This window comes from Peribacillus sp. P4_C12, assembly GCF_056402095.1.
This window is the reverse complement of sequence record NZ_JBFUIB010000889.1, coordinates 1-1,102: the sequence shown is the minus strand read 5'-3', so window position 1 is coordinate 1,102 and position 1,102 is coordinate 1. Positions and strand designations below refer to the sequence as shown.

Here is a 1,102-nt window from a genome sequence, read left to right as displayed (position 1 = left end):
GCGTTGGACTACTTTAAGGGGACTTAAAAAATTGTCGATGCAAGCGATGCTTACTTTCGCTGCCATTAATTTAAAGAAGATGGCCAATTGGACATGGCAAGGTCCAAAAATGGCCTAACAGAGTGGGCTCGTAGAGCCACAATATCTTAACCTTGGACCAAAATTCAAAGGGAATTTCAAATGGGGTTCGGAATTTTATAATTCCGAACCCCTTTTGTCTACAAACTGAAACCTCTTCATCTATATGGAAGAGGTTTTTTCGTTATTAAATATGAATGTTCTTCTAGATTCATGAATTCTTGTTAAGGAAAAATCCTGAATGTATTTTTCATATTTTGTTATACTTTTTAATTTTAAGAAATTTCCCATAAAAGGTTTTCAGAAATATAGTTCGGCGCTTATCTTGTTCCAATGTCGGGGTTATCGGTGCGTAAAGTCGGGGTAATCGAGAACATTTATTTTTAATAGGATTCTCGAAAACCTTGCTGCATATAGTTTTTTTTTAGCCTTTTTTTATTATTTACACCCTAATGTTTAAATGAATTTAACAAATGTGATTTTTAAGAATTTTATTGCCTTCCATGTAAGATTACAACAAAGATATTTTCTGTATATGTGGGGGGAAGATTTTTGACAAAAGATAATAAGTTAAATAATTCTTATGAAACTCTTGAGCCATTATTTAATCCTAGATCTGTCGCAATCCTAGGTGCTTCTGAGAGTAAATACAAAATCGGATATTTACAAGTTAAAGCTCTTTTAGATGGCCAGTTTAGTGGAGAGATATATCCAATCAATCGTAAAACAAAAGAAATCGAAGGTTTAAAATGTTACCCATCTTTATCAGATATCCCAAACGATATTGATTTAGCTATTTTTTGCCTAGGTGCTGAACAGGTACAGCAAGCTTTAGAGGACTGTGCGCAAAAGAAAGTAAAAGCGGCGATCATTTTTGCTGCAGGTTTTTCTGAAACTGGGGAAGAAGGTGCCAGACAACAGGAGACACTTACTGAACTTGCTAGAAAGAATGGCATACGGATAGTGGGACCTAACTGCGTTGGTTTAGTGAATTTGTCTAATGGTTTAATAGGTACTTTTTCAC

Annotated in this window: 2 protein-coding genes; both read left to right on the top strand. The window is 34.8% G+C overall.

Annotated elements, in window-relative coordinates:
• Window positions 1-118, top strand: a 118-nt coding sequence (locus AC1DUW_RS29970) for a transposase (RefSeq protein WP_472673208.1), incomplete at its 5' end; no start/stop codon positions are given.
• Window positions 119-630: 512 nt separating this feature from the next.
• On the top strand, window positions 631-1,102 hold a 472-nt coding region (locus AC1DUW_RS29965; RefSeq protein WP_477644328.1), incomplete at its 3' end, for a CoA-binding protein.